Origin of the sequence: Campylobacter sp. BCW_6464 (assembly GCF_001762775.1) — a bacterium.
Lineage (GTDB): Bacteria > Campylobacterota > Campylobacteria > Campylobacterales > Campylobacteraceae > Campylobacter_D > Campylobacter_D jejuni.
Window position 1 is genome coordinate 124,464 of record NZ_MJXM01000046.1, and the last position, 19,701, is coordinate 144,164.

Genomic DNA, 19,701 nt, shown 5'->3' on the forward strand with positions numbered 1-19,701 from the left:
ACGCCATAAAATTAACATTTAAGAAAGGCTTATATGAAATTTGAAACAATTAATCAAGAAAGCATAGCAAAACTCATGGAAATATTTTATGAAAAAGTTAGAAAAGATAAAGATTTAGGTCCTATTTTTAACAATGCTATTGGAACAAGCGATGAAGAATGGAAAGAACATAAAGCAAAAATAGGAAATTTTTGGGCAGGTATGCTTCTAGGCGAAGGTGATTATAATGGGCAACCCTTAAAAAAGCACTTAGATCTACCTCCTTTTCCTCAAGAGTTTTTTGAAATTTGGCTAAAACTTTTTGAAGAAAGTTTAAATATAGTTTATAATGAGGAAATGAAAAATGTCATTTTACAGCGTGCACAAATGATAGCCTCACATTTTCAAAATATGCTTTATAAGTACGGTGGACATTAATTTGGCAATTTTTTTGCCAAATCTTTTTTCACCTTTTCTAAAATCTCCTCATCCTTAGAAAAATCAAAAAATTTAAACTCATTTCCATGCTGCATAAAACCATCGAGCAAATCTCCACTCAAACGATTTTTAAGATCAAGCTCTGCTATTTTAAACCCATCTAAAGTGCTAGCAAATTCTTTTAAACGACTTGGAATTTCTTTAAGTTTAGTATAAAGATAACAAGTGCTTTTAAGCCCTACACGACCTACACGACCACGAAGTTGATGCAAGGTAGCAAGTCCTAAACGTTCCGCTCCCACAATCACTATCATACTCAATCTTGGCAAAGAAATGCCCACTTCCACCACTGTAGTGCTTAATAAAATATTTCCCTCATCCCTAAAACGCTCTAAAATTTCATCTTTTTGTTTATCTTTTCCATGAGTTACAAAAACTTTTTCATAATGACTCTGCCAATACTCCCTAGCCTGCTCCAAAGAAAGATAAGGAATATTATCACTAGCACTCACTAAGGGATAAATAATGATAATTTGATGATTTTTAGCAATTTCTTCCTTGATCTTCTCGCTAAGCTTAGAAAAACCTTCATTTTGTATACAATAAGTTGCAATATCCTTCTTAAAAGGCATTTGCTTAATAAAACTAAAATTTAAAAGTTCAGATTGTATCATGCTTAAAGTTCTTGGAATAGGCGTAGCCGAAAACTGTATAAAATGAGGGGTAAATTCTTGCTTATTTAAAGAATGAATTTTTTCACGCTGAGCTGACCCAAAACGATGTTGTTCATCTATCATTACAAGTACGGCATTATGACTTTCTAAATGAATTAAAGCATGAGTGCCTATGATAAGATTTGCTTTTTGGATATTTTGTTCTAAATCTTTTTCTTTTTTACCCCCTTTAATAAACAAAATATTCATAAAATCAGGTAAAAATTTCCTAGCCTCTTCATAAAGCTGATACGCTAAAATACTAGTAGGTGCCATTAAAATAGCCTGCTTAGGATAAACCATCAAAGCCGCACCAAGCAAAACCAAGGTTTTACCACACCCTACATCACCCATAATCACACGCCTTTTAGCTTCTTTTGAATGCAAATCTTTTTCTATATCTTTTAAGGCATTAAGCTGATCTTTAGTAAGAGAAAAAGGCAAATCTTTAAGCCAATTGGCTATATTAAAAACATTGATTTGATGAGCTTTAAAATGTGTTTTTTTAGCTTTTAAACGCTTTAAAAAATTATATATTTCTATATATTTTAAATCTTTGCTAAAATTTTGCAAATTTTCAAACATAAAAAAACTTTTTTCATCATAGGCATGTAAATTTAAAAGAAAATGTATATATTTATCCTCTATGCCACTTTCTTTTAAATTTTCATAGTTAAGATATTTATGTATAAAAGCAGCAATTTTTGTATCTTTTAAGCCTAAAATTTGATACTTTGGACTAAAACCCTCAAAAGAAGTTAAAATTTTAGGATTGTTAAATTGCCAAGTGTGATTAAAACGTGAGAGTTTAGCATTAAAAATAAGCTCTTTTCCTACCTTACAAATCCCAAAATGCCAAGCTCTAGGATGAAAAAACACAAAAGAGATATTTTCTTGCCATTCTTCACAAAAACCCAAACCAAAAAGTTGATTTTTTCTTGAACTAACGCTTTTTATAGTGATTTTTTGGGTACAAATTTCATTTTCTTTAGGATTTTTACTTGGATTTAAATTTTCAATTTTTTTAGGTAAAAGAAGCGCTAAATCAATAGCACTTCTAATTTTTAATTTTTTAAAAAATTCATAATCACTTTCTTTAATTTTCATTTTGTATGCTTGCAAAACTTATATTTAAAAGCTCTTGATGTTTTTTAATATAAGCATTTATGGTTTCAAGTTTAACCTTTTCCATAAGTTTTAACTCTTCTTTATAATATCCTAATTTTAAACCTTGATAAAATTCGTTAAAAGACATAGATAAACGCTTGCTTAAGCTTTCATAACGCAAAGGAGTTGATCCTATGAGAAAATTTTTAGCTTGATCAAGTTCGTTTTGAGTAATACCATTTTTTATAAAATCTTCAAAAAGCTCTTTTACGATTTTTTTAGCTTCTTTAGCGCTTTCATTTTTAGTTTGTAAATATCCAAAAACTCTAGAAAAAGATATATTCATATCAAGCATAGCATAAGCTGAGTATGCAAGACCTCTTTTAACACGAATTTCTTCCATAATCCTTGAACCAAATCCTCCTTGCCCTAGAACAAATAATGCAATTTTTGCAAGATATAAATCCTTATCTTTAAAATCGGCAAAAAAAGGCGTAGCAAAATAAATATAAGCTTGTTCACTTTCTGGGCGTAGCAAAATTTCATCTTTGATGTTTTTACTTAACTCATATTTTTTTGGAGTATTTTTCTTACCTATTTGAAGTTTTGATAAGAGTTTTAAAAGATCTTCCTTGGCTTGTTTTTCTTCTAAATCTCCTCCTAAAATCACAACCAAATCACTAAGATGGATAAAATTTTTATAAAAATTTTTCAGATCTTTTAAAGACAAAGTTTCTATACTTTTTTCATCTCCATCGTTTGGACTTTGAAATTCTTTACATTTAAAAATTTGAGCATTGAGTAAATTTTTTGCTAAATAATCAAAATCACTATTTTTACTCGCAAGTTCACCTAAGGCATTGATTTTTAATTTTTGCAAAATTTTTTCTTCCATTCTTGGTTTTAAAAGCAATTTTTCTAAACTCTTTAAAGCAAAATCAAAATTTTCTTTCAAGCAAGAAAGATTGATTTCCAAGCTTTCAAAACCACTACTTGCCTCTAAATTTATCGCTCTAAATTCTAAATCCTTAAAAAATTTATCATCCACGCCTTCATTTAAAATACGTGAAAACATCTTAGCTAAGCCTGCTATTTCATCATAACTTCTAGCGCAATTTCTAAAAACAAGCTTTAAAACAACAATAGGAAAATCGGAATTTTTTTCAAAAATAAAAGGGATTTTAACACCCCTACTCTCTAAATACTGCATTAAAACCTTTCTAAAATTTCATAAGCGGTATTGCGTTTAGCTGGATTTTCGCCTAAACTTCTAATCAGCCTTATCATCTCATCTTGATTCATTCTATAACTTGCTCCTGCAGCGCTTACTACATTTTCTTCCATCATGGTTGAGCCTAAATCATTAGCCCCAAATTTTAAAGCAAGTTGACCTATAAGCGAGCCTTGAGTTACCCAAGAACTTTGTAAATTTTTAAAATTATCTAAATAAAGTCTTGCTAAAGCTAAAAGTCTTAAATACTTGTTAGAACTTTGTTTCATAATCTCTGGATGTTTTTGGATTAAAGCAGTATTATCACTTTGAAAGCTCCATAAAATAAAAGCTCTAAAACCACCTGTTTCATCTTGTAATTTTCTCAAATGCTCAAAATGATCGATGATTTCTTCATCATTTTCAACCGTTCCAAACATCATGGTAGCTGTACTTTTCATGCCGATTTTATGAGCTTGGCGATGTACTTCTAACCAAGTAGCTGTATCACATTTATTTGGTGCGATAATATCACGCACCCTATCGCTTAGCACCTCAGCTCCCGCTCCTGGTATAGAAAATAAACCCTTAGCTTGTAATCTTTTTAACACTTCAGTGATTGAAATTTTAGATGCTTTTGCAATATAAGCGATCTCAACTGCTGAAAAACCATGCACAGTGATATTTGGATAATGTTCTTTTATCCAAGAAACTAATTCTTCATACCATTCTATTTTTAATTTTGGGTGCACCCCGCCTTGAAAAAGAATTTGTGTACCCCCGATAGCTTCAAGCTCTTCTATCTTTTTGCCTATCTCTTCAAAGCTTAAAATATAAGCATCATCTTCTTTATGATGGCGATAAAAAGCGCAAAAAGAACAATCAATACAACAAACATTGGTATAATTAATATTTCTATCTACAACAAAAGTGGTGATTTTTTCAGGATGAAGTTCTAATTTTCTTTTATAAGCCATTTCTCCAAGTTCCGTTAAACTCGCATGATATAATAAATCTAAAGCTTCTTTTTTATCCAGTCTTTTCAAAATTTTTCCTTGTTTTTTTACATAATTAAAATAATTATAGCATTTAAAATATAAATTATGCTATAGTTTCGCTTATGAATTACATTGAACTATTAAAAAATAATAAAAATATCAGAATATTAGCTTCGGTTCAGTTTATAGTATATTTTGGAGCATGGTTTTCTCAAACTGGAGTTTTTACCCTTTTAGTCGAGCTTAATGCTCCTACTTGGGCAACAGCTACAAGTGCTATGCTTGCTTTTTTACCTGGAGTTTTGCTTGCTCCTATTAATGGCGTCATAGTAGAGAAAAATAAACCTAAAAAACTTTTACTCAGTATGATTAGCATAGAATTAATTTCTATTTTTTGTCTTATTTTTGTCACAAGTCTTAGCATGCTTTGGCTTTTGTTTATTTTAATCTTCATAAGACTTTGCGTTGCTTCGATTTATTTTCAAGCTGAAATGAGTTTATTGGCTAAAATTTTAACCCCTCAAGAACTTAAACTCGCTAATGAAATGCACAGTGTCATTTGGGCGATTTCTTATACAGCAGGTATGGCAAGTGCGGGAATTTTTATTTATTTTCTAGGAGTTAAAACCGCTTTTTTATTTGACTGTGTGCTTATACTCATAGGCATTTCTTTTTTAGTAAGATTAAGTATTCCTGATTTTCATCAAAAAACACAAAATCGCTTTTTTACCATGATAAAAGAAGGATTTTTCTATGTTTTAAACAATAAGATAATTTTTCATCTTATCTTGCTTCATGCTTTTATAGGTTTAACTGCTTATGAAACCTTGGTTACGCTTTTAGCACAACATCAATACAAAGAAGTTTTATCCGCTGCTTTAGTAATAGGGTTTTTAAATGCAGTACGTGCTTGTTCTTTAGCTATAGGACCTATGGTTTTAAGCAAATTTATTAATGATAAAAATTTATTTTACATGTATCTTGGGCAAGGCTTAGGTATTATACTTTGGGCTTTAACTCAATTTAATTTTTATATTTCTTTTTTAGGTTTAATTGGTGCAGGTTTTTTTACCTCAGCACTTTGGGCTTATACCTACACCATGATACAAAAAAATGCTGACAAAGAATATCATGGTAGAGTGATCGCTTATACAGATATGATTTATCTTAGTTTTAGCGCTATTATTTCAATGCTTATGGGCTTTTTATTTGAAATAGGCTTGAGTTTAGAACTGATTACAGGTTTATTGGGTATGATTTTTATCTTTGCGGCATTTTATTGGAAGTGGTTTTATAAAAAATATTTGTGAAAATTCACAAATATTTTAAATTTTAAATAAATCTTGAAGATTTTTCATTGCTTCTTCATTGCTGATGGCATTATTTAGCTGCGATGAGCTTAATTCATTGAGCTCTATTTCATAACCACTTAACATAGAAGCAAGGCGAATATTAATACCATTTTTTCCTATAGCTTTACTTTTTTGTTCGCTATTTAAACTTACAATAGCTTTTTTATCTTCAATTTTTACAGAATTTACAATAGCAGGAGCTAAGGCACGAGAAATTAAAATTTCACTCTCATTTGCAAATTCTATACAATCAATATTTTCATTATGAAGCTCTTTGCTTACTGCATTAATTCTTACACCTTTAACACCTACTGTAGCACCTACAGGATCGATATTTGCTCCATTAGCCTGAAGAATGATTTTTGCTCTTTCACCTGGAATTCTAGCACATCCTATAATATTGACATAACCATCTTTGATTTCTGGAACCTCAGCTTCAAGTAAACATTCTAAAAATTTAGGACTTGTACGACTAAGCTCGATTTTAATACCCTTATCTGTATAAACACGGCGTATCACAGCTTTTACCACATCGCCTATTTTAAACTTTTCCCCTTTAATGCGATTTTTTCTCGGTAAAAAAGCTCTTAATTCATCTATTTCAATAAAAGTATTTTCTTCATTATCCACTCTAACAACTGTACCAAAAACCATTTGCCCTACTTTGTTTTTATATTTTTCAAAAATAGTTTGTTCTAATAATTTTTGTATATGATATTCAAGTTCTTTATGCAAGGTATTTACCGCAGTTCTTCCTAAATTTTCCAAAGAACATTCATAGGTTAATTCATCTCCTATTTCAACATCTGGAGCTTCTGATTTTGCCTTACTTAACGCGATAAAACTCTCACTTTTATTTTGCAATCTCTCGTCATTGTCTGCTACTATGGTAATTTTTTGATAAAGATTTAAATTTTTAGGATCCACAAAAAACTCATATTCTTGTCCATAAATTCTTTTTGCAGTATTGATTAAAGCGGTAGCTACCTTTTCTCTTACATTCTCTAAGTTTAAATTTTTTTCATTAGCAATAGATTCGATAATATCTGCTATCTTTTCCATATTTTATAAAACCTTTTTTGTGGGAAATTTAAAAATGTAGATAAAAATTATATCCTTAATAAGTTTAATTAAAAGTAAAATTTGCTAAAATTATAGATTAAAATGAAAATTCTTAAGGATTTAGCTATGGAATTAAAATTGGCAAGAACTTTGATTAATGAAAAACCTAAAAATATTAGCCTAGAAAAAATCGAAGAGGCTATAGAAAAAGAAGGACAAAAGTTTTTTTATTTTGATAAAGATAATACACACAAACAACTCATTGCCCTTGTAAATCATTTTGAAAAAAAAGGAGTAAGCATTTATCATAGAACCGTAAAATACGGACTTGATGATAATGATTTTATGTATGAGGTACATATTCTTTGAGTGCTAAAAAACTTTTTATCCAAACTTTAGGTTGTGCGATGAATGTTAGAGATTCTGAGCATATGATCGCAGAATTAACACAAAAAGAAAATTACGTACTAACAGAAGATATCAAAGAAGCAGATCTTATTCTTATCAATACCTGTTCAGTGCGTGAAAAACCTGTGCATAAACTTTTCTCAGAAGTGGGTGGCTTTGAAAAAGTTAAAAAAGAAGGTGCTAAAATAGGAGTTTGTGGATGCACTGCATCACATTTGGGAAATGAAATTTTCAAACGTGCTCCTTATGTGGATTTTGTTCTAGGGGCAAGAAATATTTCCAAAATCACTCAAGCTATAAAAACTCCAAAATTTATGGGGGTGGACATAGACTATGATGAAAGTGAATTTGCTTTTGCAGATTTTAGAAATAGTATTTATAAATCCTATATTAATATCTCCATAGGTTGTGATAAACACTGCACTTATTGTATAGTGCCACATACTAGAGGAGATGAAATTTCCATGCCTTTTAATATTATCTATAAAGAAGCTCAAAAAGCCGTTGAAAAAGGCGCTAAAGAGATTTTCTTGCTAGGACAAAATGTCAATAACTACGGCAAAAGATTTAGAAACGAACATAAAAAAATAGACTTTTCAGATCTTTTAGAAGAACTTAGCACTATAGAAGGCTTGGAACGCATTCGCTTTACAAGTCCACATCCTTTGCATATGGATGATAAATTTTTAGAAGTTTTTGCCAATAATCCAAAAGTTTGCAAATCCATGCACATGCCTTTACAAAGCGGCTCAAGTGAAATTTTAAAAGCTATGAAGCGTGGCTATACTAAAGAATGGTATTTAAATAGAGCCTTAAAACTTAGAGAACTTTGTCCAAATGTTAGCATTTCTACAGACATTATTGTAGCTTTTCCAGGGGAAAGTGAAAAAGATTTTGAAGAAACTATGGATGTTTTGGAAAAAGTGCGTTTTGAACAAATTTTTTCTTTTAAATACTCCAAACGCCCTTTAACAAAAGCCGCAACCATGCCTAATCAAATCGATGAAGAAACAGCTTCAAGAAGACTTAGCACCTTACAAAATCGTCATAGTGAAATTTTAGATGAAATTGTAAAAAAACAAGAAAATAAAACTTTTAAAGTTTTATTTGAAGAATTAAGAGCAGGCAATAGCATTGCTGGAAGAACAGATAATAATTTTTTAGTTCAAGTTGAAGGTAGCGAAGAACTTTTAGGGCAATTTAAAGAAGTAAAAATCACTAATGCAAAGCGTATGGTTTTATATGGGGAAATCGTTTAAAATCCATTGCTTAACATATATAATTTTCATCTTGCAATGGCTTATTTTTTTAAGCTGTAAAAAGCACTATAAAGGTGAAAAAGTTGACCGTAAAGCTAGTGTGATACTTTTTTGGCATGGAAAATTAGCACTCATGCCTTTTGCGTTTAGACATTATAGACAAAAAAATAAAAAAGCCTATGTCATGATCTCCCACCATAAAGATGGAGAACAAATTGCAAAAATCATCAAGCTTTTCGGTCTTGATACTGTAAGAGGAAGCACTTCAAGGGGTGCTAGCAGTGCACTTAGAGCTGCATTTAAAGTTTTAGAACAAAATGACGATATAGTTATCACGCCTGATGGTCCACGTGGGCCTTATCATAGTATTTCAGATGGTTCTATCATTTTGGCTCAAAAAAAAGAACTAAAGATAAGAATTTTAAACTATGAAGCAAATCGTTTTTGGGAATTTAAAAGTTGGGATAAGATGATCTTGCCAAAACCTTTTAGTAAGATTACTTATAGTCTAAGTGAACCTTTGGATATTTTATCTTTAGATAAAGAAAAAGCTAAAGAATTTCTAATGGAACAATTTGATAAAATTAGCTTAGCTGATCAATTTAAGGAATGAAATGTTATTTTTACTTAAAAAAATATTTCCACAACTTTTTATTAGTATTATTTTAGAAGATAAAAAAAATATTGTAAAAGCTTCTATTTACAGAGGAAATAAACTAATCAGTAGCAATGAAAAAACTTTTGATAAAAGTGAAAATTTATTAGAATACATAAAAAATTTAAGCAAGCATTTCTTATTTTACCACACTGCTTTATTTTTAGACGCCAAAGAACAAGGATTAATACCTAGTACAAATATTCAAGATTGTGAGCACTTTAATATAGGAAAAATCAGCTTACAGCATATTTTATTTAATAATGCCCTTGTTTATACGGCTACCGAACATGTGGAATATTATAGCGAGCTTTTTGAAGAATATAGAGGTTTAGATTTTTTATATTCCCCTTTTGCCCTTCTTTACTACAATACACAAAAAGAAAAACAGCCTGATGATCAAATTTTACTTTATGGATTTAAACAAGGACATCTTTTGGCAATTATTGTTGCTAAAGGCAATACTATTTTATACGGTGATTTTAAAATATTTGAGCAAGAATTAGGTTTAGAGCTTGAACTTCCATCAGAAGATAATCAAGAAATTGAAAACAACAACGATGATACTGAAGTTACCTTAGATAACTTCAATAAAGCCTTAAATAATAAATTTGATCTACTTGATCAAGAAAATAATCTTGAAACTTTGGATAATAATGATAATTTTAATCTTGATGAATTAAATCAATTTAGCAATGATATGGAACTTTGTCGTTATATTATTACGAGCATTGAAAAATTTTATAATGATGATAAATATGCTGGGGTATTTATCAATGGTATTTTATTATATAGCGAATCAGATATTAACATAAGTGCTATTGATTTTTTAGAAAGTGAAACTTTTTTAGAGATAAAAACGAAACAAATCAACACCTTAGATCTTATGATAGAGTTGATGCGAAAGGAGCTTAAATGACTTATAGCTTCATACAGCCAAGAAAAAAACCTATTTTCACACTCTTTGATAAAATTTGGCTAGGACTTTTTGGTTTTAGTATATTATTTATCTTGCTAGTATATTTTACATATACAATAAAAATTGCATTAATCAATAGCTCTATCGATGATGAAAAACAACAAGTTATAGTGCTTCAAAATCAAACTAAGCAAAATGAAATGCTTTATGAAATTTTATTTGATCAAAGCCAAATAGCGAAAAATTTTAACACTCAAAATCAAATTGTTAAAGAAAGCTTAAGAAATCTATTTGATATTATTGTAAAAACTGATAATATTACTCTTGAAAGTGTTGAACAAGACGAATATTCCTTAAAACTTATCGGAGTCACTCCTACAAGAGAAATGTTTACTCTACTTTTAGAAACCCCTTTAAAAAGCATCTTTGATCAAAGCTATACAACCTATTATCGCTTAGATAATGGGTGGTATCGTTTTGTTAGTATTAGTAAACAAATTCCAGGAGTTGCAGATGAAAGATAAAAGTCTAGAAGAAATTGATTTATTAAAGCTTATCATTTGCGCGTTAAGTTTTATAAGCGTTTGCACAGCCTTGATCTTATTTTTACTTTTACCGACATTAAAAAACTACAAACAAGCAAATCTTAGAGAAAACTCACAACTTGCTATCTTAAAAGCCGCTAAATCAAAATTTGACTTTAGTGAAGATAAAATATCAACTCTAAGAAGCGAAAACAACAAAAGTTTAGAGCAATTTGAGCAAAATTTTAATATAGGAAATTTTGATATTTTTTTACAAAAATATTTTCAAAACGTAAAAATTCAAGAAACTAAGCCCGAAAAACAAGAAAAATATCTAAAAAACCGCTTAGCCATTAAAGCGACAATGAACAATCCTAGAAGACTTTATGATTTTATTGATGCTCTAAAAAACTATAATAACTTAATCAAGCTTGATTATCCACTTAATCTTAAAGCAGGAGAGCAAGGTATCTCTATAGATCTTACTCTCAAAGTTTATTCAAGCTAAACTCACATCCTCGCCTTTTAAAATTTGATTCATAGTATTCATTGCACACATTTTTCCACACATGGAACATGAGTTTAAATCATCAGGGCGACGCTCATTAAACATTTTTTTGGCCTTTTCTCCATCAATAGCAAGTTTAAACATTTTCTCCCAATCTATCTCTTGTCTAGCCTTACTCATCTCATTATCTCTTGATCTTTCTTTTGGAAGTTTAGCTATATCTCCTGCATGAGCTGCAATTTTAGTCGCAACTATACCCTCTCTAACATCTTCTAAATTTGGAAGTCTTAAGTGTTCAGCAGGTGTTACATAGCACAGCATATCAGCACCGCTAGCTGCAGCCACAGCTCCTCCAATAGCACCACTAATATGATCATACCCTGCGCCAATATCTGTTACCAAAGGTCCTAAGACATAAAAAGGCGCTCCTTTGCATAAACGCTTTTCTAATTGCATATTTGCCTCTATTTCATTAATAGCCATATGCCCTGGACCTTCTATCATTACTTGAACCCCAACATCCCAAGCCCTTTGGGTAAGAAGCGATAATTCTATAAGCTCTGAAATTTGCGCCCCATCACTTGCATCGTGAGTAGAGCCAGGACGCAAAGCATCGCCCAAAGATAAAGTTACATCGTATTTTAAACAAATGTCAAGCAAATCATCATAATACTCAAAAAAAGGATTTTCAGCATCCTTCATCATCATCCAAGCATAAAGCACAGAGCCTCCTCTTGAAACTATATTTGTAAGTCTTTTACTTTGTTTAAAAATATGCGCTGCGCGAGAATTAATACCTGCATGAATTGTCATAAAATCAACCCCACTTTTAGCATGATGATATACAACATCTAAAAAGTCTTTAGCACCAATTTGTTTTAAATCTTTTTCTAAAAATCCTACCGCATCATATACAGGAACTGTTCCTATCATAGCTTTTGAAACATTAACAAGCTCGTCTCTAAAACGACTTGTTTTGCCATAATTGCTTAAGTCCATAATCGCTTCTATATCAAATTTATGAGCGAGCTCTACTTTTTTCATTTCCTCGCTATAATCAACGCAATCATTTGAAACTCCTAAATTTACATTAACCTTAGTACGCAGTCCAAAACCTATACCATTTGGATCAAGACTTTTATGATTAATATTTGCAGGGATAATAATTTTACCGCAAGCAATATTTTCAAGCAAAAAATCTTTACTTAAATTTTCTTTTTGTGCAACAATCTGCATTTCTTTAGTAAAAACACCTTGTTTGGCATAATTCATTTGAGTTTTCATAAATTTATCCTTTAAAAAATTTGGATAAATGAAGGGTGAGTATAAATTTTTAAAGTATTGAAATTTATAAATCTTCCCGACGCTGGCATTATCCAGATCCGGTTCGGTCTAAGCTTTTAGCTTACTCTCAGCCTGTTACACAAGCTCCCGTCATTTATGTTTTAATTATACACTTTAAATATTTATTTTTGCTTTATGCGTGCAGTCTTTGTAAAATTTATAAGTTCTTCTGTAGTTTTTATATGATAAGGAAGTTTTCCAAGGCAATATTTAAAAATTTCAGCAGCTGCTAAAGCATCATCTAAGGCCCTATGATGCGTATTTTCCACGCCCAGAAATTCTTTCAAAACCTCTAGTTTATATTTTGGACTTTCTATACAACATTGTGCAAATTCTATAGTGCAAATACGACGATTAAGCAAAATGCCAAAACCACACTCATTTAAAGCCTTAGAAATAAAACTATAATCAAAACGCACATTATGCGCTACAAAAATACTGTCTTTTAAAAAAAGCCTAAAATCACTTAAAACCTTTGCTAAACTTGGAGCATTTTCCACCATCTCATAAGTAATACCCGTAAGTTCGGTTATATTTTCTGGAATTTCTTTTACTTTAACAAAACTTTGAAAGCGTCCAATTTCTTTAGAATTTTGAATTTTTACTGCTCCAATTTCTAAAATTTCCCCCTTACTTACGCCGCCAGTACTTTCTATATCTACTATGCAAAAAATTTCATCTTTAATTTTTGTTGTGCGTGTTTTAAGGATAAAAATATTATCTTTATTCAAAGTTAAGCCCAAACCCAAAAGCTCAAAAGTTTCCAAATCTAAATCAAAATTTTTTAATTCTTCAACTTTGGCAAACTCTTGCATCACCCAATCATAAGGCTTGCTTTGCTTGTTTAATATAGAAATAATCTGATCAATTTGCTGTAAACTCAAAATTCAAGCTTTAAAGATGAAATTGCAGTTTTATAATCATTAGAAGAAAAAATATAACTTCCAGCCACCAAAATATCAGCTCCGGATTCCTCTAAATCGCTAGCATTTAAACCATTAACACCACCATCAACCTCTATAAAAACTTTAGCATTTTTTTTATCAATCATTTGGCGCAATTCTTTGATTTTTTCATGTACCAAAGGTAAAAATTTTTGTCCACCAAATCCAGGATTAACACTCATTAAAAGTACCATATCTACAAATTCTAGCATGTGTTTAATAGAATCAATAGAAGTGTGTGGATTTAAAACAATAGCAGGATGGATTCCTTGACTTCTTATATATTCACAAAGTCTTATAGGATGAACTTCGCTTTCTATATGAAAAGAAATAAATTTTGGTTTCAAAGGGATAAAAAGATCTATAAATTTACTTACATCTTTAACCATCAAATGCACATCTAATGGCAACTTACTAATAGTTGAAATTTTTTCGATCACGCAAGGTCCAAAAGTCAAATTTGGAACAAAGTGTCCATCCATTACATCAATATGTAAAAGATCCGCACCTGCAGCTTCAATAGCTTTAACTTCTTCTTCTAATTTCAAAAAATTTGCAGACAATAAACTTGGAGCTACATACATGATCAAAACCTTAAACTATATATAAATGTGATAAATAATATTTTATCGACTTATATATTAAAAAAACTATAAATTATGGAATATTTTAAGCTTAATTTTGATAGAATCTTCATTTAAAAATTTTCATAAGGACAAGAAAATGGCAAGAGTATGTCAAATCACAGGCAAGGGTCCAATGGTGGGTAATAATGTCAGCCATGCTAACAATAAAACAAAAAGACGCTTTTTACCTAATCTCAGAACAGTTCGTGTAACTTTAGAAGATGGCACCACGAGAAAAATGAGAATTGCAGCTTCTACTCTAAGAACTCTAAAAAAACAAAATTCTAAATAATTTTGAGGATTTATTCCTCAATTTTAAAATTTCCAATTTAAAAATAAACTTTAATAAATCACTTATATAACACACATTTAAAAATTATTATTAATTTTATTATTTTTTAAGCCAAAAATATCTTTTAATAGTGTAAAATACCTTGTTAAATGAATTTTAAATTTCACTAATACAAGGAGAGTTTATGCTACATGAATATAGAGAATTAATGTCAGAGCTAAAAGGTAAAGATGCTCATTTTGATAAACTATTTGATCGTCATAATAAACTTGATGACATGATTAAAGATGCAGAAGAAGGTAGAACTTCTCTTAGCAGCATGGAAATTTCAACCTTAAAAAAAGAAAAGCTTCATGTAAAAGATGAACTTAGCCAATATCTAGCAAATTATAAAAAATAAGGCAAAACAATGTTTGGAAGTAAAATAAACCATTCTGATCTTCAAAAACTTGAAGAAGAAAATAAAAATCTTACACATAAAATTGAAAAATTTCAATCGGAAAATTTAGAATTAAAAAATAAAATTGCATCATTAGAACAAGCGGCTTTGGAATCTAAACTTAAAACAGATCTTTTAAATGTTTTATTAACTGGGGTATTAAAAAATATCACTATTGTGCAAGGCGACATGTTAGAAAATGTAAATAAAGCAGAAGTTATCTCTAGTTATTCTAAAACTTCTCTTGCTGAAATGGATGAACTTAACCATATTGCTAATTCTATCAATGCTTCCTTAGGGGATATTACAGAATCAGCCAATAAAACAAGAGATGTTGCAGGAACATTGCATAGAAGTGTAGATGAAATTACTAATGTAATTAATCTAATTAAAGATGTTTCCGATCAAACCAATCTTTTAGCTCTTAACGCTGCCATAGAAGCTGCACGCGCAGGTGAACATGGGCGTGGTTTTGCTGTTGTTGCCGATGAAGTAAGAAAACTAGCTGAAAAAACACAAAAAGCAACCACAGAAGTTGAAATGAATATCAACCTTCTAAAGCAAAATGCAAATGAAATGTATACTCAAAGTGAGCAAGTTGAAAAAATTTCTATAGATTCTAATGCTCATATTATGAGTTTTTCCGAAAAATTTACCCACTTAGTAAATGAAGCGCATTCTACTAATTCAAATGCAGTTGGTATCGCTTCAGAAGCTTTCGTATCTTTAGCAAAACTAGATCATATAGCTTTTAAATTAAATGGTTATAAAGAAATTTTTTCCAAATCAGGAAAGCAATTAGCCGATCATACATCTTGTCGCTTAGGAAAATGGCTTGCTAGCACAGGAAAAGAAAGATTTGGGCAAAATAAAAGCTTCTTAAAAATTAACGAGCCACATGAAAAAGTTCATGAAAATATGAATAATGCTATAACAATAGCAAATACAGAAGATATTAGCAAAGATATTACTCAACACAGCATAATTAATAAATGCGAAGTTGCTGAAAATGCATCGCTTGATCTTTTCAATGTATTTAAAGAAATGCTTGATGAGTCAGATCATTAAATCCTAGGTTGAACCTTTTTAAGGTTTAACCTAAATAATCTTTAATTTTCCCCACTTCTCCTTTAAAAACCACATATAAGCAAAATCAAGCAAAGGCGTTCTTATCATATTTTTACATTTTTTTTCAAAATCCTGCACCTTAACATAAACAGCTTCAATCTCTTCATCATCAACTCCACCTCCAGAAGAAATTTTATCTTTTTCATCAACTTCTGCGAAATAAAAGCTTTGCTTGCTTACACCTGAACCAAACCCTGTATAAAAATCTCCTATTTTTTCTAAATTTTTAGGAGCATATCCTAGTTCTTCTATACATTCTTCTTTTGCTATTTCCTCTAAAGATAATTTTTTATCCACAAGCCCAGAACAAAGCTCTATAGTATAGCCCATATTATCATCTTTTACATAATCTTTATCATGCATTTGATGATACCAAAGTGGTATACGAAATTGGCGTACAAAAATAAAACTTTCTAATTCTTTATGATATAAAAGCACTGAAACACTATCTTTAGATTCTATAAAATCCCAAGTACAAAACTTACCATTACTTTCATAAGCAAATCTCTTAGGCTTAATATAATTTGATTTTTCAAAAGAAAGTTCTTTTAAATTTTTAAACGCCATAATAAAACCTTTATTTATTTTTCACATTGTACTTTATTTTTGCTTTTTTGAAAATATAAAGGTGATTAAAGCCTTAAAAAATTAAAAATCATATTTATAACTCAACCAAAAACTCCTTCCTTCTGTATAGTCTTGATAACGATTTGCATATCCAGCAGGATTAGCCCCATCCCATTTAGTAACTTGAGGATCGAAGAAATTTTTATCAAAAAGATTTTGCACTGCAAAACTTAAGCTAGATTGCTTATTAATTTTATAATTTATCCCTAAATCCACTATATAAAAAGGCTTATATTTTTGCCATGGCAAACTACCATTACCGCCACCTTTTGCTTTAGCTATAGTATCAAGTCTTGCTCGTGTTTTTATATAGGAACTAAATTTACCTCGCTCATAGTTTAATTTTAACATTGCTATATGTCTTGGTAAATTTTCTATTCTATCACCGCCAAACCAATTTTTTTGACCATCTTTGTAGCGATTATCCATAAAAGTATAACTTGAATTTAGGCTAAAACCATTGTAAGTTTTAGTATTAAATGCAAATTCTATACCTTTAGTCTGTGTTTTTCCAAGATTAATAGGACGAGTACAAACAGTATTATTATCGCAATTAATACCATTTAATGAGCCTGTTAAATCTTCACTACTGATTTGATTTGTAAAATCAGTAATAAATCCTGTAATAGAATAATGTGCAAAATCAAATACCCTAAAATCAACACCCAATTCATAATTTATACTTTCTTCTGGTTTTAAGTTAGGGTTTCCAAAATAAGCATTATTATTGGCATAATTATAATATCCATTTGTCAACTGCTTGGCAGCAGGAGTTTTATAGCCTTTTGAAACACCTCCTTTCAAGGCTATATTATCATTTAAGTGATAAACCAAATAAACCCTAGGCGTAAATTCAGAATCAAACAAATCGCTATAAATATAACGCAAACCTGTAGTAAAAATCAAATCATCTGTTATAAAATACTCATTTTCCCCATAAAGCGCAACCGTGGTTTGATCAAGATTTTTACCTCTTATTTGACTACCTGCGCTTGCTTGATCATTTTTTAACATCTCATAATCAATCCTTGCACCAAAGGTATTTACTAAATTACCGTACTGACCTAAATTCCAAGGTAAAACAACCTTACCTTCTCCTACCCAAATTTGGCTATGTAGCTCCTTATCCTTAGTGCTACCATATTGTAAATATGAGTTAGTTGAACCAAAATCATAGTTACCATCATGATTTAAAACAATATTATCCTTAAAAAGTTGTCTTTCACTTTTAATAGCCCTACTACTTGTAGAATTCACTGAAATTTCATTAATATATCGTTCTATATCAAAATATATATTATTTTTATCATCTACTGTCCAATTAAGCCTAGAACCAAAACCTAAACTAGTAAAAGCACCTGGACTATGGCTAGCAATTTGATAATTATCAGGTCTTTGTTGACTACTATTCCAAACCGGTGTAGGCCATTTTAAATCAGAAGCTGCCTTATCATAATACTTCAACCTTACAGAAATTGATAATGCATCTTCAATCAAAGGAGTTGCCACATAAGCGTTAAATCCCCCAGCATTGCCATAGTGATTAGAGTGCTGTTGCAAAAGAGTGTTAAATTCTATATTTGCCTCAGTCTTATCAGGATTTTTCTTAGTGATAATATTTATCACACCGCCTACAGCATCACTGCCATAAAGTGTAGAAGCTGGACCACGTATAACCTCAATACGCTCTATCATAGACAAAGGTGGTAGATATCCTGATTCACTGCCACTAAAACCATTATCATAAAACCCATTTGCAACACTTTGACGTTTTCCATCAATTAAAACTAGAGTATAAGAACTACCAAAACCTCGTATGCTAAAATCATAAGTGCCTGTTTTATTCATAGTCACATCTACACCTGGAATATCTCCTATAGCCTCCCCTATATCCTTAATTGGCTTTTTTTCAAGCTCTTCTTTTGTAATGATAGAAATACTAGCAGGCGCATCAACCAAATCTTGTTCAAAACCACTAGCACTAACCACAACATCATTAAGTTGATATTTTTCTTCTGCTTTTAACAAAGCTCCAGATAAAATTAAAAAACACAGTAAACTTTTTTTAAATTTTATATTTTTGATTTGAGTCAAATTAATTCCTTTAAAAAATAATTATTTTGATATTTAAAATCATTTTTGAAGTATAAAAAAAGAATACTTTTAATTAACTTAATTTTGATAATAATTATAGATAATAAAATTATTTAAAAAAAGTGAAGTAAAAGCTTAAGCCTCTTGGTAGGCTCCAAGCTTTAAAATTTTCTGCATACGATTTGCAGAAAGTTCTCGCGTATCAATATTTTCAAGTTCATTTAGAGATTTTTTTACATAATCAGCAATAGCTACTGCTGCAGCTTCTTTATTACGATGTGCACCATTTGTAGGCTCATCTATAACATCATCAATTAAACCTTGAGATTTTAAATCATCAGCCGTTACCTTCATAGCCTTGGTTGCAGCTTCACTTTTTGCAGGATCATTCCAAAGTATTGCAGCACAACCTTCAGGAGAAATTACTGAAAAAACAGAATTTTTCATCATTGCAAGTCTATCTGCAACCCCTATAGCTAGCGCCCCACCGCTACCGCCTTCTCCAATAACTATAGCAATGGTCGGTATTTTCAAATCACTTAATTCATATAAATTTCTAGCGATAGCTTCACTTTGCCCTCTTTCTTCAGCACCTACACCAGGATAAGCACCCGGAGTATCTATTAAAAATAAGATAGGAATTTGGAACTTCTCTGCAAGTCTTGCTACCCTTAAAGCTTTACGATAACCTTCAGGATGTGGCATACCAAAATTTCTAGCGATTTTATCTTTTGTTCCACGCCCTTTTTGCTCGCCAATTACAATTATTTTTTTCTCTCCTAAATAACCCATAAAACAAACAATAGCAGGATCATCTCTAAAAGCACGGTCACCATGTATTTCGTGAGCATCGTTTAAAATAAGTTCAATATAATCAAGAGCGTAAGGACGATCTGGATGGCGTGCTAATTGCAAACGTTGAAAATCGCTTAAATTTTTATAAGTTTTAGAAATTTCTTTTTCAAGATTTTTCTTTAAAATCGATACAGCTTCAGTATCTCCTTTAATCTGAGCGTTGATAATATCCTCATCAATTTGCTGAATATTTTTTTCAAAATCTAAATAAGAAGCCATA

21 protein-coding genes, 1 pseudogene and 1 riboswitch are annotated in these 19,701 nt (G+C 30.5%); of the genes and pseudogenes, 12 read left to right on the top strand and 10 right to left on the bottom strand.

Translation table 11 applies throughout. The annotated features are described in order from the left end of the window. Positions 1-33 precede the first annotated feature (33 nt). The gene (gene ctb, locus AJ885_RS05065; protein ID WP_002858471.1) at positions 34-417 is read left to right on the top strand and encodes a truncated hemoglobin Ctb; all 384 of its coding nucleotides are present in this window, start codon (positions 34-36) and stop codon (positions 415-417) included. Here the strand turns inward: ctb and recG are convergent. From recG to AJ885_RS05080, 3 genes are read right to left on the bottom strand one after another with little or no spacing between them, the layout of a single operon-like run. Further along, positions 414-2,237 carry an ATP-dependent DNA helicase RecG gene (gene recG / locus AJ885_RS05070; protein WP_070210024.1) on the bottom strand — a complete coding sequence of 608 codons (1,824 nt, stop codon included), beginning with the start codon at positions 2,235-2,237 and terminating at the stop codon, positions 414-416. The two genes, ctb and recG, sit on opposite strands and share 4 nt — an antisense overlap. Further along, positions 2,227-3,447 carry a M16 family metallopeptidase gene (locus AJ885_RS05075; protein ID WP_070210023.1) on the bottom strand — a complete coding sequence of 407 codons (1,221 nt, stop codon included), beginning with the start codon at positions 3,445-3,447 and terminating at the stop codon, positions 2,227-2,229. The genes recG and AJ885_RS05075 overlap by 11 nt, the downstream gene beginning before the upstream one ends. Next, positions 3,447-4,493, bottom strand: coding sequence for a dehypoxanthine futalosine cyclase (locus AJ885_RS05080; protein ID WP_002861202.1), 1,047 nt, complete (start codon positions 4,491-4,493; stop codon positions 3,447-3,449). Before AJ885_RS05080 ends, AJ885_RS05075 begins: the two co-directional genes overlap by 1 nt. A 74-nt stretch (positions 4,494-4,567) precedes the next feature. On the opposite strand from AJ885_RS05080, the gene AJ885_RS05085 reads away from it, so the two are divergent. Then, positions 4,568-5,755 carry an MFS transporter gene (locus AJ885_RS05085; protein WP_002861201.1) on the top strand — a complete coding sequence of 396 codons (1,188 nt, stop codon included), beginning with the start codon at positions 4,568-4,570 and terminating at the stop codon, positions 5,753-5,755. A 15-nt stretch (positions 5,756-5,770) separates the two neighbouring features. On the opposite strand, the gene nusA is transcribed toward AJ885_RS05085, so the two are convergent. Next, positions 5,771-6,859 carry a transcription termination factor NusA gene (nusA, locus tag AJ885_RS05090; RefSeq protein WP_052795745.1) on the bottom strand — a complete coding sequence of 363 codons (1,089 nt, stop codon included), beginning with the start codon at positions 6,857-6,859 and terminating at the stop codon, positions 5,771-5,773. A gap of 126 nt (positions 6,860-6,985) precedes the next feature. Here nusA and AJ885_RS05095 point away from each other — a divergent pair, with 126 nt between their 5' ends. Genes AJ885_RS05095 through AJ885_RS05120 form a run of 6 tightly spaced genes read left to right on the top strand, consistent with a single transcriptional unit; the run spans position 6,986 to position 11,132 of the window. Beyond that, complete coding sequence (locus AJ885_RS05095) at positions 6,986-7,228, top strand: HP0268 family nuclease (RefSeq protein WP_002851103.1); 243 nt, start codon at positions 6,986-6,988, stop codon at positions 7,226-7,228. Continuing rightward, positions 7,225-8,526: a tRNA (N6-isopentenyl adenosine(37)-C2)-methylthiotransferase MiaB gene (gene miaB, locus AJ885_RS05100; RefSeq protein ID WP_070280855.1), complete on the top strand. Its 1,302-nt coding sequence runs from the start codon at positions 7,225-7,227 to the stop codon at positions 8,524-8,526. The genes AJ885_RS05095 and miaB overlap by 4 nt, the downstream gene beginning before the upstream one ends. After that, positions 8,510-9,139 carry a lysophospholipid acyltransferase family protein gene (locus AJ885_RS05105; RefSeq protein ID WP_002891782.1) on the top strand — a complete coding sequence of 210 codons (630 nt, stop codon included), beginning with the start codon at positions 8,510-8,512 and terminating at the stop codon, positions 9,137-9,139. Before miaB ends, AJ885_RS05105 begins: the two co-directional genes overlap by 17 nt. Position 9,140: 1 nt before the next feature. Further along, positions 9,141-10,100: a clan AA aspartic protease gene (locus tag AJ885_RS05110; RefSeq protein ID WP_070210022.1), complete on the top strand. Its 960-nt coding sequence runs from the start codon at positions 9,141-9,143 to the stop codon at positions 10,098-10,100. Further along, a complete protein-coding gene (locus AJ885_RS05115; RefSeq protein WP_002858498.1) occupies positions 10,097-10,624 on the top strand; it encodes a hypothetical protein in 528 nt (175 codons plus the stop codon). The genes AJ885_RS05110 and AJ885_RS05115 overlap by 4 nt, the downstream gene beginning before the upstream one ends. Beyond that, entirely contained in the window at positions 10,614-11,132 is a 519-nt protein-coding gene (locus tag AJ885_RS05120) for a hypothetical protein (protein WP_002868197.1), read from the top strand. Before AJ885_RS05115 ends, AJ885_RS05120 begins: the two co-directional genes overlap by 11 nt. Here the strand turns inward: AJ885_RS05120 and thiC are convergent. The 3 genes from thiC to rpe form a co-directional block, all read right to left on the bottom strand. Next, positions 11,124-12,416 carry a phosphomethylpyrimidine synthase ThiC gene (gene thiC / locus AJ885_RS05125; RefSeq protein WP_070210021.1) on the bottom strand — a complete coding sequence of 431 codons (1,293 nt, stop codon included), beginning with the start codon at positions 12,414-12,416 and terminating at the stop codon, positions 11,124-11,126. The two genes, AJ885_RS05120 and thiC, sit on opposite strands and share 9 nt — an antisense overlap. 56 nt (positions 12,417-12,472) lie before the next feature. Further along, positions 12,473-12,577: riboswitch (TPP riboswitch) on the bottom strand. A 21-nt stretch (positions 12,578-12,598) separates the two neighbouring features. Then, positions 12,599-13,360, bottom strand: coding sequence for a 3'-5' exonuclease (locus AJ885_RS05130; protein WP_002938030.1), 762 nt, complete (start codon positions 13,358-13,360; stop codon positions 12,599-12,601). Continuing rightward, a complete protein-coding gene (rpe, locus tag AJ885_RS05135) occupies positions 13,357-14,004 on the bottom strand; it encodes a ribulose-phosphate 3-epimerase (RefSeq protein ID WP_002857466.1) in 648 nt (215 codons plus the stop codon). Before rpe ends, AJ885_RS05130 begins: the two co-directional genes overlap by 4 nt. A gap of 139 nt (positions 14,005-14,143) precedes the next feature. Between rpe and rpmB the strand changes: the two genes are divergently transcribed. From rpmB to AJ885_RS10970, 4 genes and pseudogenes are all read left to right on the top strand, one after another. Then, positions 14,144-14,338 carry a 50S ribosomal protein L28 gene (rpmB, locus tag AJ885_RS05140; protein ID WP_002854974.1) on the top strand — a complete coding sequence of 65 codons (195 nt, stop codon included), beginning with the start codon at positions 14,144-14,146 and terminating at the stop codon, positions 14,336-14,338. 184 nt (positions 14,339-14,522) lie between these two features. Continuing rightward, positions 14,523-14,738 carry a YdcH family protein gene (locus AJ885_RS05145; protein ID WP_070210020.1) on the top strand — a complete coding sequence of 72 codons (216 nt, stop codon included), beginning with the start codon at positions 14,523-14,525 and terminating at the stop codon, positions 14,736-14,738. 420 nt (positions 14,739-15,158) lie between these two features. After that, positions 15,159-15,407, top strand: a pseudogene (locus AJ885_RS10965) (methyl-accepting chemotaxis protein); the annotation flags it as partial. Between the two features lie 3 nt (positions 15,408-15,410). Further along, complete coding sequence (locus AJ885_RS10970) at positions 15,411-15,845, top strand: CZB domain-containing protein (RefSeq protein WP_370651196.1); 435 nt, start codon at positions 15,411-15,413, stop codon at positions 15,843-15,845. A gap of 30 nt (positions 15,846-15,875) precedes the next feature. Here AJ885_RS10970 and AJ885_RS05155 read toward each other — a convergent pair whose 3' ends face one another. From AJ885_RS05155 to AJ885_RS05165, 3 genes are all read right to left on the bottom strand, one after another. Further along, positions 15,876-16,472 (bottom strand): NUDIX domain-containing protein, encoded by a 597-nt coding sequence (locus AJ885_RS05155; RefSeq protein WP_002920998.1) that lies wholly within the window; start codon positions 16,470-16,472, stop codon positions 15,876-15,878. 81 nt (positions 16,473-16,553) lie between these two features. Beyond that, positions 16,554-18,626 carry a TonB-dependent receptor domain-containing protein gene (locus AJ885_RS05160; RefSeq protein ID WP_053872261.1) on the bottom strand — a complete coding sequence of 691 codons (2,073 nt, stop codon included), beginning with the start codon at positions 18,624-18,626 and terminating at the stop codon, positions 16,554-16,556. A 135-nt stretch (positions 18,627-18,761) separates the two neighbouring features. Then, on the bottom strand, positions 18,762-19,700 hold the full coding sequence (locus tag AJ885_RS05165; RefSeq protein WP_044261650.1) for an acetyl-CoA carboxylase carboxyltransferase subunit alpha: 939 nt from the start codon (positions 19,698-19,700) through the stop codon (positions 18,762-18,764). Position 19,701 lies beyond the last annotated feature (1 nt).